Genomic DNA, 14,859 nt, shown 5'->3' on the forward strand with positions numbered 1-14,859 from the left:
AATAAAAGCCTGCAATTTGCATAATGCCGTTCACTTAGTGTGAACGGCAATTTTCTTAGGCTTAATGGGATACTTGTTTTTACTCATTTTTAACGCACATGGATAGGCTCTATCCCGTTTCCCATCGAGCTTGAACTGCATCGCATTACGCACTATGTCCAAGACATCTCTCGGAACATTCCCTGGCGTTTGAGATGGCAGCTGAGTTAATTTTAAAATGATATAACTCGACGCATCTCTAAAGCTTAATTGGTTCGGATGTAACGACGGTAAGCTTTTAGCCATCAACACCATCTTGTACCTGATGAGGTTATAGGCCAACAGTACCCCCCACAATTCTTGGATAACCAGCTCTAGCAATTGACTGCGTAACGTAAAGCGACTCTCCAGCAGGTGTTGCTTCATCTCCCGATAGCCCACTGCTATCTCCCATCGATGGGCATATAAATCCGCTATTTCGGCCCCCGGATAACGCAAGGGGTCAGTTAATCAGGTCAAAATGGAAACCAACTTACCTTTTACCGTCTTCGTCAGTAAGCGAGCTTCAATATTGTCAGGCAATAGGCCACTTCTTTCTGGCTTGAGCTGTGGTGGTTAACTGCACCAGTTGGTCGTGTTTTCCTAAAGAGCGTGCCACTTCATATTGTGTGCCTTTCTTCAACAGCAGCAGCCAGTGGCTGTTAGGTTGAGCCTGTTGCCAGGCGTGCAAAAGCCCCAAGGAATAGAAGCCTCTGTCAAACAGAGTCAAAGGCGCTGTTCAATACCAAGTGGCTGCTTAATTCCATCATGCAAACCATACGAATTTGAGGATAGCCAGCATCACCAGCAGCGTTGGCGGTTTTGGCAAAGGCCTGGTTGCTTTGCTCACTATCAGGTGTTCGCCACACGACACCGTAGAGGTTGAGTCCACACCAATGAGGATGCTCTGCTCTCTCATGCCAGGTTTTGGCACTTCGCTTAAACACATCCTGAACAACGTCAGAGCCCGGCCGCTTGCGTGACAGCACTGCGAGCCACGTAATCCACCTCTTGAGGTAAGACGATAGCAAGCTTATTGATGAGAGAGCGGACGGACTCGCCTCTGAACAGAGCCATACCAATCACCGCCCAAATCATGGCATCCATAAGTAACTTACGTCGCCGTAAACTGGCAACACCATGTGAATCAAGGCACGACTGAATTAAATCAGGCTCAAGCACATCGGCCAGACAGGTGAATTCGGTATGGCGATTGATATGAGTACGCGCCAAAGCGTCTGAAAGTTGCATAAAAAAATCCGATGACATGGGGTCATCGGATTTTGATCCTTTCAGTGAGATCGTCAAGCAATCTGTCTTAACTGATCGGCATTACGCAATTTGCAGGCTTTTTTGTCATCTATTACATTGTAATGCCGTTATTAATAGCAACCGTTGGAACAATCAACCCAAGGATTACTTCCATACTGCACTCGATGAGCACCGCGTACATTCACTATGGTGCCATTATAAGTCGCAGTCGCCCATGCCGCAGTGCCATTATTAATCCAAGGGGCATGCTGTGAGTCCACCGCATAGATAGTTTATTGACCGTTATAGGTATGTGTGGCGTGTAGCGAGACCCGATGTAAAACCTAATCACGGTTCCATAAGGCATACCAGCTCTGATAATTTCAAATCAAGTTGCACCCACACAAGCGCGTTACACAGATGTTGCGCCGACATCAATAAATTGACACAAACTTTTTACACGAACAAATATGGGTATCGGCCTTTAGCGGAAAGATCCTACCGTTGATGAGTTACGCCTATAGTGAAACAGACTCTTAACGATTAGATTTTGAAAACATCAACCTTGGCTGGAGCAGTAACGTGCACTTATCAACACTAGCGGGATTAGTACTTATGGCTGGCCTTAACAGTGATGTTGGTGCAACCGCCAACATCAATGAGAATATTGACCCTGTGAATAAGTCATCAAGCATGCAAGTATTTGAAGATTTTAATCAAGTAGGGCAACCCAAGCATCAAGGCATAGAATGGCGCTATCGAGCGCAATTGGCTGAGGTTAATGAGTGGTCTGATATTATTCCTGGTGATGGTTATGCCTACCTGCATGTCAATGCCGCCGATAATTTGCCTGAACCTGATATGACTTGGCCATTTCAAATGTTGATCATTAACCACTTAAGTCCAGGGCAACGTATAACCATTCGCGCCAAAAATATGGTACTGGAAGGTGTTGCCAGCTTTATTTTTACTTATTCCGAACAAGGACAATTATTGGATGAAATTGATTTAGAGATCACAAGTCTTGATGAGGTCTATGGCATGCAAAGACAAGGTAAAAACCTGCAATCGTCATCTGCAATTGCTGCGGATGTCACCGATGCACGTATGAATGTATGGAATCGCGCCAAACTCACTTCTGACGTGGCGCAGCGCGCCATCAACCAGCCAATCATGAATAGTAAAGCCCAAGCCATTTCCCATCGCGATGGAAAGTTTCATGAATATCAACTGGATTGGTATCCAGAAAAAATCGAATACTTCATTGATGGCGTACGCCAAGGTGGCTTTGAAGGACAAATACCATCGAGCCCAAGCGAACTTAACATTGGCCTGCGCCATATGGCGTGGACGGGAAGCTTACCTCAGAAGCCTCAGGTGCTAGTCATTGATTGGATCAAAATTATGCCGCTGTAACTCAAACGGATGACTCGGTATAGCCGCCGAATTAACCCCATTAAACTCGCTAGCCATAAAACCAATAGCACACAATTATCGCCGCCGTAATGCCTGCAGCATCGGCTATTAAACCACAGCTTAATGCGTGGCGGCCATTACGGATCCCGACAGCACCAAAATATACCGCTAACACATAAAATGTGGTTTCTGTACTGCCTTGGATAATTGCCGCCAACCGCCCAGCAAAAGAATCCACCCCATATTGCTGCATAGTTTCGAGCATCATAGCGCGAGCACCAGAGCCGCTTAATGGTTTCATTATAGCCGTTGGCATAGCATCAATAAAACGCGTATCCATACCAAGCCCAGACACGACCACAGTTAAGCCCTGTAGAAATAACTCTAATACGCCAGATGCGCGTAGCAATGCAATTGCCAATAACATGGCGAGTAAGTAAGGAATTAGCGCTACCGCTTGATTAAAACCTAATTTGGCACCTTCAACAAATTCATCATAAATCGCGACTTTGCGCCACGCCCCAACTAAAACAAACGCAAAAATAAGCCCAACTAACACGCCACTACCTAAAATAGACGACGCAGTACCTAAAGCGTCGGCACTTAACGTGAGCAAATAAGCAACCGCTGCGCCACCGCTGGCAAATAACAGTCCAGCGTACATTAATGCCATACCTGTCAATAATGGTAAGCGCTGAACAATTGCCACCGTTAAGACACCCACCAAGGTTGAACAAGTCGTGGCTAATAAAATGGGTAGAAATATATCGGCAGGATTGGCCGCGCCTTGTTGAGCGCGATATAAAAATACGCTTACTGGTACTAAGGTAATGGATGAAGTATTTAGTACTAAAAAAAGTATTTGCGCATTAGTGGCAATATGTTTGGTTGGATTAAGACTTTGTAAGTCTTCCATCGCCTTTAGGCCTAAAGGCGTCGCGGCATTGTCTAACCCTAAAAAGTTCGCCGTCAGATTCATGGTCACACTGCCAAAGGCAGGATGACCTTTTGGCACTTCTGGCATTAATTTCCCTAATAAGGGTTCAGTGACTTTGGCAATGGCAGCTGTCATGCCCCCTTTCTCGCCTATTCGCATCATGCCCATCCAAAATGACAAGATGCCCACTAATCCTAAGCAAATGGTGGCGGCGAGTTCAGCGCTCTTAAACATGGCTTCGGTGACATTGGCCAAGACCTGGTATTGACCTTGAAAAAGCTGCCACACAATGGCCATAGCCGAAACCGTAAAGAAAAATAACCATAATCGGTTTAACACTATCAAATCCCCAGCAAAGCCAATAGAGCATGATATAATCACGCCAGCATTTTTTTATAAATTAACTTATGGTTCAATTAAATCAGAATTTTATCAATCACATTTCGGCTCATCTTCCACCCCATCTTACCTTAGATGAGCTTATTGATTACTGTGATCGGCCGCTTAGACGAGCAATTCGCGTCAATAGTCTAAAAATAGACTGTGATGATTTTATCACGCATATGCAGGCAAAAGGCTGGCAATTTGAACCCATACCTTGGTGTGAAACCGGATTTTGGATAACTGGCCAAGATGATGATGCCTTAGGCAATTCAATTGAACATCAGGCGGGTTGGTTTTATATCCAAGAAGCCAGCTCAATGTTGCCACCGACGGCGCTCAAACTAGCTATTGAAAATCACGCCAAAGTACTAGATATGGCAGCAGCCCCAGGCTCAAAGACGACCCAGTTAGCCGCGTTAATGGCCAATGAGGGTATCTTGGTAGCCAACGAGTATTCATCTAGCCGCGTGAAAGTATTAGCAGCCAATATCACCCGCATGGGCGTGTCGAATGCCTTACTTACTCACTTTGATGGCCGAGTATTTGGTGAATATTTATTTGAGCACTTTGATGCGGTATTGATTGATGCGCCTTGTGGCGGTGAAGGCACCATTCGCAAAGATCCCGACGCATTAAAAAACTGGGATTTAGCAGATGTGATGGCGATTGCTGAGACTCAATTGGCATTAATAGAATCGGCATTTTTGGCCCTAAAACCCGGTGCAGAATTAGTATATTCAACCTGCACTCTTAATCGCCATGAAAATCAGGATGTTTGTCACTTACTTAAGCAAAAATATCCCGATGCGGTTGAGTTTGTTTCGTTAATTGATTTATTTGATGGCGCGGATAAAGCCTTAACAGAAGAAGGCTTTTTACACGTTTGGCCGCAAATTTACGACAGTGAAGGTTTTTTTGTCGCTAAAATCCGTAAAAAAATCAGCGTCGAGCGCGTATTACCTGAACCCAAACGTCAAAAGAACTTTCCATTTACGCCTATTAATGCCAAAGCCTTTGAGCCACTTTGCCAATACTTTAGCCAACAATTAGGTATTAGACTATCCAAGCAAGATAGCCTATGGATGCGCGATGACGAGTTTTGGTTGTTTCCAGAAGGCGCTGAAGACTTTATTGGTAAAATGCGTTTTCAGCGTATGGGTATTAAATTCGCCGATGCCATTAAATCTGGCTATAAGCCAAGATATGAAGCAGTGATGACCTTAGCAAACGACTTAAGCCGAATTATTAATATTAACGCCGAGCAAGCTCAGCAATATTTAATGGGTCGTGACGTCCATTTTGATGTGATTGATAGCAAGGGTCCGCAGGGTGAAATCATTGTATGCTTTGACAGTCGCCCCTTAGGCTTAGGCAAAATGATTAAAACCAAGCTTAAAAATCAATTGCCGCGAGAATTAGTCAAAGATAAGGTGACTATTCTTGCTAACATAATCAGCTAAATTGGTCGATAAATTGGAGAATTATTTTAGTGACGATATTTTCCACTTATATTTGTCACTATCAAAATTGATGACTACACTCAAGTTATTCTTGATGAAGACATTCGTTTAGTACCGATAGCGCAAGGCTCCGAATGAGCCGTTCCCCTAGGCCCGAAACAACCGGAATAGTTTTGGGCCTTTTTTTATGTGCTTTTTGGGTAATCTGGAGTGTGTAAAGATATTTCGCTTTTAGCGACCGACTAACTTTGCCGCTTGAGAGAATAAATTGAAGAAGTTGTTGGTGGTATTTGCCGCCAACTCTTGATAAGACTCCCCTCTTAATTCAGCCACAAACTCAGCAACATCACGCACAAAGGCAGGCTGATTTTCTTGGCCACGATGTGGCACTGGGGCTAAATAAGGAGAATCGGTTTCAACCAACAATCTATCTTTAGGGATTTTACGAATAACCGTACGTAAATCACCGGCATTTTTGAATGTCACTATGCCAGAGACTGAAATATAAAAACCTAGATCTAACGCCGCTTTCGCCATGTCCCAATCTTCTGTGAAGCAATGCAATACCCCACCGACTTTATCAGCATTACCTTGCCGTAAAATCGCTAAAGTGTCAGCTCTTGCGTCACGAGTGTGGATAATCAAGGGCTTATTCACTTCCACCGCTAACGCAACTTGTTGCTCAAAACATTGCTGTTGTATGGCTTTAGTATCATCGGCATAAAAGTAATCTAAGCCAGTCTCACCTATGGCCACAACTTTAGGTAATAGTGCATTAGGCATCATAGTAGCGACATCTAATCCATCTTTAACATCTAAAGGATGGACACCACAAGATAAGAATACATTGTCAAAGTCTTGAACTCGTTGACACATTTGTTCAAAGCCTTGTTGGCGAACATTGACACAAAGAAAATAATCAACGCCACGGGCTTTGGCATCGTTAAGTAATTTAGCAAGACTTGCCTGATCAGGAGCCGTTTTCAGGCGATCTAAATGGCAATGGGAATCGATAAGCACAGCAATACCTAATATAACGTAAAGGGACGGCCGCAAGTCTACTGAGCTACATGGTTGAGGTCAATTGGCTACTGCCAAGGTCGATTGATAATAAAGTATCAAAATTATGTTTATGCATTTCGGCATTATGCAGAAGTTTAATTCCCACACCAGTAGGACGCCCGCCCGAAGCGCCAATCGGATTAATCCATACCACCACGCCAGGGCTTTCGTAGATTTGAGGGTTGCCTGGTAAACGATAACTGACTGTCAGCCTATCACCTAAACCATAAATCACTTTTGTTTCGAAAAACAAACCCATGGGTTTAATAAAAGGCATATATGCCTTATAAGCTTGTTCTCGCGATTCAAAATTCGCTGACAAATCGAGCATGCTTGCTCCTAGTAATCCATTACCTTCTTGTATTCTAGGACAAAGTCTTGGCATAAGGCGAATGAATTAATGGTCGGCATAGACAATAGTTGCTGATTAATGCGCATTAATCGGCCTGCAAGTTCAGCAAGCGCTGCGCGTTGTACCAGAGTCAGTTGTTGGTTTTTAAGTAAGCTTTGGCGTATCACCAAATATAAGACCCCAATAGCATCCAGCATATGCTTATCTATGATGCCTTGCAAAGTCGCATTGATATGCCCGTGTGACAGTGCTTGCTGCCAGCCTTGGCGCAAACTCAGCAATTGCTGGTAACGACCATCGGTTAGCGCTTGTGCTAATGCTAGCGGCCCGCCAACTATGGGCAAACACCAGCAAGGATCGCTATCAAGCGTCATATTTTCAGATAACCAATCACGCACTTGCTGACGATTAGGCTCTTGCACCAAAACGAGCTGACAACGACTGCGAATTGTTGGCAATAGCTGACCAATACGATTGGTTTGCAGCAGTAACAATGTCTGCGCACCTGGCTCTTCTAAGGTTTTAAGCAAAGCATTGGCAGCCGCGGTATTCATACGCTCGCAAGCAAAAATAATCGCGACCCGAAAACCTGCTTGCTGCGCCGTTTGCGTTAGGCTTTGACATAATCCTCGAATCTGATCGACTTTAATCTGATTGCCATCGGCATAAATTTCATAAAAATCAGGATGATTACCGGCCAGTTGTAACTGACAGCTTTTGCATTGTCCGCAGGCCCCTGACGCTTGTACATTAGTGCACAACGCCATTTGCGCAATGTGACGCATTAACTCTTCAGCACCAAAGCCGGCATCAAGTCCTAACAGCAACGCATGCGGTAACTTGCCTTGTTGTTTCGCAGCACTTAACGATACCAACGCTGGCTGACACCAAGGCAACATTGGCGTTAGCATAAATGCTGCTCTAATGCGCAGCGAATATCTTTATGCACTGAGGCTATCTCTTGACTGGCATCAATCACTATTATACTTGGGTCTGCTGCGGCTAATTCAAGATAAGTAGCGCGAGCCCGCTGAAAAAAGGCTATGGCCTGCTGCTCGATTCTATCTAACGCGCCACGTTTAGCGGCACGCGCTAAACCGAGTTCTGGGTCGATATCAAGATATAGGGTTAAATCAGGGCGAAAATCACCTAAAGTGACATCGCTAATGGCCTTAACTAACGGCATTAAACCGCGACCACCGCCTTGATAAGCCAGGGATGATAAATTATGTCTATCCCCCAGCACCCATTGACCTTGTGCTAACGCAGGGCGTATGACATTGGCAATTAATTGCGCGCGCGCAGCATACAGCAATAAGCATTCGGCTTCATCACATAAGGGATCGTTTGGGTGAGTCTCTTTCACCAACTCGCGCATTTTTTCAGCCAGCGGCGTGCCACCAGGCTCACGGGTACATACTGGCTCTTGACCAGCAATCTGGGTAATCACGTCTTTCACTAAAGCGATGGCGCTGGTTTTACCTGCGCCTTCTAATCCTTCAATCACGACAAATTTTGCGGCAGTTTGGTTCATTTCTTTCTCTGGAATTCGTTAACAGCTCGGTTATGTTCAGCCAAGGTTTTAGAAAACACATGACTGCCATCATTACGAGACACGAAATATAAATAGTCGACATCCGCAGGATTAGCGGCGGCCAATAAGGACGCTTCACTCGGTGCGGCAATTGGCGTTGGTGGTAAACCATTAATGCGATAGGTGTTATAGGCGGTTTTTTCTCGTAAGTCTTTGCGAGTAATATTGCCCTGATAGTTATCACCCATGCCATAAATCACCGTAGGATCGGTTTGTAAACGCATCCCTAATTTTAAACGGTTAGCAAATACCGCAGCTATCCACTCGCGCTCACTGGCCTTAGCCGTTTCTTTTTCGATAATGGAGGCCAACGTCAGCAATTCATAAGGCGAAGTTAACGGTAAATCGGCGTCACGATTAGCCCAAGCGTTGTCTAACACTTGCTGCATCTTATGATAACTTTGCTCCAAAATTACTTCGGCATTATCGCCAGCACTGTAGTGATAAGTATCTGGATAAAATAAGCCTTCAGGACTACGAGTATCCTTGGCCTTAGTTAATACCGCCTGGAATGGTGATTCGCCTACCGTTAGGCGACTCTCAGCTAAAGTTTGCTGCCACTGTTTCAACGCTTGGCCATCAATTAAGCTCACACTAAAGCGCTTTTGCTCACCACGGTTTAATTTAGTAATGAGTTGACTTAAACGCATGTCTGGCGTGATTTCATAAACGCCTGATTTTACTAAAGCTAACGCGGGATCGAGTCTCACTGCGACTTTAATCGGCCACGTTGCGCCGCGCAGTAACCCATTAGTGCGCAGTTCATTATCTAAACTGGTTAAATTACTGCCAGCGCTAACCACTAGCTCTTGCGGGGCCTTAACTATCAGCGTCTGAGCTAAATATTGATGCACTTGGTTATAAGCCCAGTAACTACCAATAAGCCCTATCAATGTCAGCGATAACGTGCCCGCCAAAATACCTATCATTATTTTTTTTAGCATAAGATCTGTTGTCTGAGCCGTTGAGTTGCCTCAAAGCGGCAAAAATTAAGTTGATCGATTTGAATAATATCGACAATACCGAAAAGACTATTGGTGGTAAATACATGCTCAGCTAACTGTAACTCTGCACGCCTGATGGGCCGAGTTTCAAGCGCAAAGCCCATATTAAGCAACGCCAACATGACTTGGCTGCGCGCCACGCCAGCAACACCAGCATGACCGTGACTCGGGCAACACACCTTGCCGTTAATCACTAAGAAAATATTACCTATGGAGGTTTCGATTAAATGCTCTTGGTCATCAAAAACTAAATAATCATCCACACTAGCAGGCAGTCGCTCTTGCTTGATCAAGACTTGTTCTAAACGGTTTAAGTGTTTAATGCCTGCTAACAATGGCTGACGACCTAAACGCACACGGCTAGTACTAAGACGAATGCCGTTTGCTTGCCACGCGTCATAATGTTCAGGAAGGAGATGAAAACTCATCCTGATAATGGGATTAGGATGAGCGCTTGCTTGGTAACCGCGCCCACCGATACCACGACTCACATGTAGCTTTACGCATCCACTAGGCTGCTGCGCTAAATGGATAAGCTGCGCACGAATATCATCACTAAAGGTTAAGGTAAACCCTAAACGTTCAGCCCCATCAGATAAGCGGGCTAAGTGTTGCGCTAACCATAAAATTCGCCCGTGCAGAACCCGCATGGTTGCAAATAAACCATCACCATAGGCCAATGCACGATCGGCCATGATGGACTCTACAGGCTTATCCTCAAGCATGATTAATCCTGACTGATCCTGCTGGCGACAGCATCTTGCTGATCTTTATATTTAGCATTGGTGCGCTGATTATAAGGACGAGCCACAGCATGATTCAAACGCTCAAAATTAAGCGCACCTATCACCATGTTAGGGCGTAACGCCAACGGCAATTTACCTGAATTAAAGAATTCCAACACTATCTTGCCAGACCAACCGGGATCAATACGATGCGCAGTCACATGCACCATTAAACCTAAACGAGCTAACGATGAACGACCATCCAGCCAACCAAGAATATCCGCAGGCAATGTCACACTTTCATGAGTCACAGCTAAAGCCAATTCTCCAGGGTGTAAGAAAAAAGCAGCATCAGGAGCAATATCAATGGGATCGCTCATGACTCTATCCATAGCTTGCTGAACCTCAGCGCGCGGACCACTTAAATCAATAAAAGGCGCGTTATGAGCGTTAAATACTCGAAACGAATGACCAAGGCGCACATCCACACTGACGCCACTTATTGCATCCGCTGCAGGTCTTGGCTCAATAATAATGTCACCATTATCTAAAGCCTGTTCAATTTCGATATCGGTCAAACGCATAATGCCTTTCACTCCCAAAGGGATTGTCGTTATCGGGCCAATAAATGCTGAATTCTGGCCTTTAAAATGTCGGTTGCAATACGGTTTTTACCGCCACGAGGAACGATAATATCGGCATATTGCTTTGAAGGTTCAATAAACTGTAAAAACATTGGACGTACTGTCTTTTTGTATTGGTCAATGACAGATTCCATCGTACGGCCACGTTCTTCAACATCGCGAGTTAAGCGACGTAAGAAACAAATATCCAGCGGAGTATCCATAAATACACTCGCATCCATCAGTTGACGCAGACATGGGTCAGTCAGTAATAAAATACCTTCCAAAATAATGACCTTTTTAGGGGTCATGGTCATCACTTGCGGTAAACGTGTATGCTCAGTGTAAGAATACACAGGAACATCGACGGCTTGACCCGCTTTAAGCGCGGTTAAGTGTTGACACAATAATTCATGATCTAACGCTTTAGGATGGTCATAGTTGGTCTTTACGCGCTGGTCCATCGACAAATGACCTTGATCACGATAATAAGCATCTTCATTGATCACACCGATTTGATCGGTGCCTAAGTCACGACATAACTCTTTATAAATGGTATTGGCAATAAGACTCTTACCAGAGGCTGATGCCCCAGCAATTGCGATAATGACACACTGCGACGAATTCATACTTTACCCTTTACTCATCATCTTCAACACTGATTGAAACCTGCGCTTGACGTTGCAATGTCGCAAGGCTCGCCCCCACTTTGCGGGCGATTTCCCGGTAAATTCCGGCGACATCACTGTCAGGGTTAGCCACCATAATTGGTGTGCCTTTGTCCATGGATTCTCTTAACGTTAGCTGTAGTGGCATAGATCCTAGCAACGGTAAGTTATAGCGCTTAGCTATCTCACTGCCGCCGTCGGCGCCGAATGGATGATCTTTGTGACCACATTCAGAGCAAACGTGGAAACTCATATTTTCCACTACCCCTAATACTGGAATATTCACCTTTTGAAACATAGTGATGCCTTTTTTGGCATCCATTAAGGCAACATCTTGTGGGGTGGTCACCACCACGGCGCCACTCACTGGCACCTTTTGCGATAATGTTAACTGAATATCACCCGTTCCTGGTGGTAAATCTATGACCAAGTAGTCTAACTCAGGCCATAAGGTATCATTCACTAATTGAATTAACGCTCCTGCTGCCATCGGACCACGCCACACGGCCGCTTGGTCGTCCACCAGCATAAAGCCTATCGACTGCGCCGTAATGCCATGCGCCGTTGCCGCCGTCATCGATTTACCATCGGCAGACTGCGGTCTAAAGGAGGTCACGCCAAGCATGAGCGGAATAGATGGCCCATAAATATCGGCATCCAAAATCCCGACCTTAGCGCCTTCACTGGCTAAGGCTAAGGCCAAGTTAACGGCTGTCGTCGATTTACCAACGCCACCTTTGCCTGAAGCTACTGCAATAATTTGCTTTATCTGTTTTAAACTGGAATCTGGCGCCTGAGCATAGGCTGGCACTTGGAAATCAATCTCACATTCCACTTCATCGATTTCATCCAGTACAGCTAACGCCTTAGTTAAACTCATCACGCGTTGCTGATAACTGCTTTGACAAGGATAACGGTAGACTAAGCCCAACTGTAATCTTTTCCCTGCTAAAGCAAGACGCGTGACCATGTTAGCCGCCACAAAACCTTGATTAAGATAAGGGTCAATTTGTTGGTCAAGAATCATGAGAACTTGCGAGAGCAAGGGTTCAGCAATACGAAAATCCGGTAATGTAACAGACATCTAGTGATCCCAATGGCGGGTTGTCATGCATCATGTTTGGTCAATTAGACCGCAAATGCTATCAACCTAAACTAAATTTCCAATAAATTTGGCCAAGTGTATCAGATATTGGCAAAAACATTAGTGTAGAAATACCCCAGTTAGCGTTTGTCTTGATGAAAATATGCTGTAGTTCGGTTAGTATCTACCTCATTAAGTCCTGATAAGCTGAGTTTTAAGACAAGATGGCAAATTCAACCCGTAAGATTCTAGTGACCAGTGCATTACCTTATGCCAATGGTCCAATTCACTTAGGTCATATGCTGGAATATGTTCAGACCGATATTTGGTCTCGTTTCCAAAAAATGCGCGGCCATGAGTGTCATTATATTTGTGCTGACGATGCCCATGGCACGCCAATTATGCTCAAAGCTCAACAACTGGGTATTGAGCCTGAAGAAATGATTGCTCAAGTTCAACAAGAACACATGCAAGATTTTGCTGATTTTAATATCGCTTTTGATAACTATCACAGCACTCATAGCCCTGAGAACCGTGAATTAGCCAGTGAAATCTATATTAAGCTGCGTGACAATGGTTATATCAAAAGTCGCACCATTTCTCAGTTATTTGATCCCGAAAAATTGATGTTCCTGCCAGACCGCTTTGTTAAGGGTACTTGCCCTAAGTGTCGCGCAGAAGATCAGTATGGCGATAACTGTGAAGTTTGTGGCGCCACTTATAACCCGACTGAAATGATCAACCCTAAGTCAGTGGTTTCAGGTGCGACTCCTGTCCTTAAAGAGACGGAACATTTCTTCTTTGACTTGCCAGCCTTTGAAGACATGTTGAAAGAATGGACTCACTCAGGTTCACTGCAAACTGAAATGGCCAATAAGCTCAACGAATGGTTTGAGCAAGGATTACAACAATGGGACATCACTCGTGATGCGCCTTATTTCGGCTTTGAAATCCCAGATGCGCCAGGCAAGTATTTTTATGTGTGGTTGGATGCCCCAATAGGCTACATGGGCTCATTCAAAAACTACTGTAATAAACGTAACGACATAAACTTTGATGACTTTTGGGCAAAAGATTCAACGGCTGAAGTGTATCATTTCATCGGTAAAGACATTGTTTACTTCCACAGCTTATTCTGGCCTGCCATGTTAGAAGGCGCTGGCTTACGTAAGCCTAACAGTGTATTCGCTCATGGTTATGTCACAGTTAACGGCGCTAAAATGTCTAAATCTAAGGGCACCTTTATTAAGGCACGTACTTATTTAGATCATTTAGACCCCGAGTTTTTGCGTTATTACTACGCTGCAAAACTGTCTAATCGCATCGATGACCTTGATTTAAATCTTGAAGATTTTGCCCAGCGTGTCAATTCAGATCTAGTGGGTAAACTAGTTAACTTAGCCTCTCGTACCGCAGGCTTTGTCACTAAGCGCTTTGATAGCAAATTAGCCGCCATCAGCGATATGTCACTCACCAATGAGTTTTTAGCTAAACAAGAAACTATTGCCGAATTCTATGAAGGTCGTGAGTACGGTAAAGCCATGCGTGAAATCATGGCATTAGCTGACATAGCCAATGCTTATGTTGCCGATGCAGCGCCGTGGCAATTAGTCAAGCAAGAGGATCAGCAGCAACAAGCTCATCAAGTTTGTTCTAATGCACTGAACTTGTTCCGTATCTTAGTGACTTATCTCAAGCCAGTATTACCACGCTTAGCGGCTGACGTTGCGGACTTTATGAACCTTGAACTGCGTTGGGATAACCTTAATGCCGACTTAGCGGGTCATGAAATTAAGACTTTTAAAGCTATGATGCAGCGCGTTGATCTTGAAAAAGTCGCAGCTATGGTTGAAGCCTCACAAGAAAACTTACAGCCACAGGCACCAGCCACCGGTCCGTTGATTGATGTTCCGATTGCGCCAACCATCAGTTTTGATGAGTTTGCCAAGGTTGATTTACGCATTGCGCGCATTGTCAAAGCTGAACATGTCGCTGAAGCTGATAAATTACTGCGTTTACAGTTAGATATTGGTGGTGAAGTTCGCCAAGTATTTGCTGGCATTAAATCCGCTTATGCTCCAGAAGATCTTGAAGGCAAGCTGACCGTCATGGTCGCCAACTTAGCACCAAGAAAAATGCGCTTTGGTTTATCTGAAGGCATGGTGTTGGCCGCAGGCCCAGGTGGCCAAGATTTATGGATCTTAGAGCCCCATGAAGGCGCAGAAGCTGGCATGAAAGTGAAGTAAAGCCAATCAAGGCTTTTACATAGACTTTAACGCTA

Annotated in this window: 13 protein-coding genes and 1 pseudogene; 3 read left to right on the plus strand and 11 right to left on the minus strand. The window is 44.7% G+C overall.

Annotated elements, in window-relative coordinates; genetic code table 11:
• Positions 1–30: 30 nt before the first annotated feature.
• Positions 31–1,269 (minus strand): annotated as a pseudogene (locus tag AC1HDP_RS05185) (transposase domain-containing protein).
• 582 nt (positions 1,270–1,851) lie between these two features.
• Here AC1HDP_RS05185 and AC1HDP_RS05190 point away from each other — a divergent pair.
• A complete protein-coding gene (locus tag AC1HDP_RS05190) occupies positions 1,852–2,685 on the plus strand; it encodes a glycoside hydrolase family 16 protein (protein WP_479637921.1) in 834 nt (277 codons plus the stop codon).
• A gap of 49 nt (positions 2,686–2,734) precedes the next feature.
• Here AC1HDP_RS05190 and AC1HDP_RS05195 read toward each other — a convergent pair whose 3' ends face one another.
• Positions 2,735–3,961 carry a nucleoside recognition domain-containing protein gene (locus tag AC1HDP_RS05195; RefSeq protein ID WP_479637922.1) on the minus strand — a complete coding sequence of 409 codons (1,227 nt, stop codon included), beginning with the start codon at positions 3,959–3,961 and terminating at the stop codon, positions 2,735–2,737.
• Positions 3,962–4,029: 68 nt separating this feature from the next.
• Here AC1HDP_RS05195 and rsmF point away from each other — a divergent pair, with 68 nt between their 5' ends.
• Positions 4,030–5,466 (plus strand): 16S rRNA (cytosine(1407)-C(5))-methyltransferase RsmF, encoded by a 1,437-nt coding sequence (rsmF, locus tag AC1HDP_RS05200; protein WP_479637923.1) that lies wholly within the window; start codon positions 4,030–4,032, stop codon positions 5,464–5,466.
• Between the two features lie 231 nt (positions 5,467–5,697).
• Here rsmF and AC1HDP_RS05205 read toward each other — a convergent pair whose 3' ends face one another.
• From AC1HDP_RS05205 to apbC, 9 genes are read right to left on the minus strand one after another with little or no spacing between them, the layout of a single operon-like run.
• Positions 5,698–6,486, minus strand: a complete 789-nt coding sequence (locus AC1HDP_RS05205; RefSeq protein WP_479637924.1) for a TatD family hydrolase — start codon at positions 6,484–6,486, stop codon at positions 5,698–5,700.
• A 46-nt stretch (positions 6,487–6,532) separates the two neighbouring features.
• Positions 6,533–6,859 (minus strand): PilZ domain-containing protein, encoded by a 327-nt coding sequence (locus tag AC1HDP_RS05210; protein WP_140932806.1) that lies wholly within the window; start codon positions 6,857–6,859, stop codon positions 6,533–6,535.
• A gap of 8 nt (positions 6,860–6,867) precedes the next feature.
• Complete coding sequence (gene holB, locus AC1HDP_RS05215) at positions 6,868–7,791, minus strand: DNA polymerase III subunit delta' (RefSeq protein ID WP_479637925.1); 924 nt, start codon at positions 7,789–7,791, stop codon at positions 6,868–6,870.
• Positions 7,785–8,414 carry a dTMP kinase gene (tmk, locus tag AC1HDP_RS05220; RefSeq protein ID WP_479637926.1) on the minus strand — a complete coding sequence of 210 codons (630 nt, stop codon included), beginning with the start codon at positions 8,412–8,414 and terminating at the stop codon, positions 7,785–7,787. Before tmk ends, holB begins: the two co-directional genes overlap by 7 nt.
• Complete coding sequence (mltG, locus tag AC1HDP_RS05225) at positions 8,411–9,418, minus strand: endolytic transglycosylase MltG (protein WP_479637927.1); 1,008 nt, start codon at positions 9,416–9,418, stop codon at positions 8,411–8,413. The genes tmk and mltG overlap by 4 nt, the downstream gene beginning before the upstream one ends.
• Positions 9,412–10,203, minus strand: coding sequence for an aminodeoxychorismate lyase (gene pabC, locus AC1HDP_RS05230; RefSeq protein ID WP_479637928.1), 792 nt, complete (start codon positions 10,201–10,203; stop codon positions 9,412–9,414). Before pabC ends, mltG begins: the two co-directional genes overlap by 7 nt.
• Positions 10,204–10,205: 2 nt before the next feature.
• A complete protein-coding gene (gene dcd, locus AC1HDP_RS05235) occupies positions 10,206–10,787 on the minus strand; it encodes a dCTP deaminase (RefSeq protein WP_140934097.1) in 582 nt (193 codons plus the stop codon).
• A 29-nt stretch (positions 10,788–10,816) separates the two neighbouring features.
• Positions 10,817–11,455, minus strand: a complete 639-nt coding sequence (udk, locus tag AC1HDP_RS05240) for a uridine kinase (RefSeq protein ID WP_140932810.1) — start codon at positions 11,453–11,455, stop codon at positions 10,817–10,819.
• Between the two features lie 10 nt (positions 11,456–11,465).
• Positions 11,466–12,578 carry an iron-sulfur cluster carrier protein ApbC gene (gene apbC / locus AC1HDP_RS05245; RefSeq protein WP_479637929.1) on the minus strand — a complete coding sequence of 371 codons (1,113 nt, stop codon included), beginning with the start codon at positions 12,576–12,578 and terminating at the stop codon, positions 11,466–11,468.
• Between the two features lie 224 nt (positions 12,579–12,802).
• Here apbC and metG point away from each other — a divergent pair, with 224 nt between their 5' ends.
• Positions 12,803–14,824 (plus strand): methionine--tRNA ligase, encoded by a 2,022-nt coding sequence (gene metG, locus AC1HDP_RS05250; RefSeq protein ID WP_479637930.1) that lies wholly within the window; start codon positions 12,803–12,805, stop codon positions 14,822–14,824.
• The last annotated feature ends 35 nt before the right edge of the window (positions 14,825–14,859 follow it).

Source organism: Shewanella sp. ISS20 (genome assembly GCF_056522965.1).